The following is a 698-nucleotide window of genomic DNA, read 5'->3' as shown; positions in this document are numbered from 1 at the left end:
GGTCTAGGTGCATCCACGCTTGAGCGGCGTTCTGTGCCGCCACCTGGGTACGCCGCTTGCCCGGCCCCAGCCGGTCGTACCAGGCGAGAGCGAGCCAGGTCCATGAGGCGGTGGCGAAGGCGTACTCGCCGCTCAGATAGGCCAGGTCGGCTCTGAACTGTGCCGCCTCGAGGGTTTTGGAGGCTGTGTCGCCCTTCTCGGCGGTGAGCTGCTGCAGGATGTCGTCAGCGGCCGCTATGGCCGTGTCGTAGTCGTGGGCGCGGCCCGCGGCCTGGGCGGCGGTCAGCCGGTGAGCGAGGTTGCCCTTCTGCTTCCCTGTCTCGGGCGCCGCCGGCTCGGGAGCTGCAGTCGGAAGTCCTGCTGCCTGGGTAGTGCCATCGGGCATGACCTGCATGTCGAAGTGGGCGTTGCTGCGCTCGTCCTGGACCTGGACGAGGACCGGCAAGCCGCTGCCGGCGGCCTCGATGTGGAGGACTTGGACGACGACCTGCGAGGGGTCGACTCGGTCGGGAACGACGTGCGGCTCGTTGTCGATGTAGAGCTGGCCGTCGCGGCTGATCTGGACCTGGTAGCGCGTGCTGGTGTTCATGGCGTTCGGCCCGCGGCATGAGGCCGCGGGCACTCCTCCTTCGGGTGGTCAAAGTGAGAGTCCGTGGCTGCGGAGATAGGCGACAGGGTCGATGTCGGATCCGTAGGCG

At 68.2% G+C, this 698-nt stretch carries 1 protein-coding gene; it reads right to left on the bottom strand.

Annotated features, from left to right (window positions below; all coding sequences use genetic code 11):
• The coding region (locus ACWFR4_RS47400) for a hypothetical protein (RefSeq protein WP_453658019.1) at positions 1 to 589 on the bottom strand (589 nt) is incomplete at its 3' end.
• Between the last annotated feature and the right edge of the window lie 109 nt (positions 590 to 698).

It is taken from the genome of Streptomyces sp. NPDC055140, from assembly GCF_053607285.1.
The sequence above is the reverse complement of the archived record's forward strand: the minus strand, read 5'-3'. Positions and strand labels throughout refer to the sequence as shown.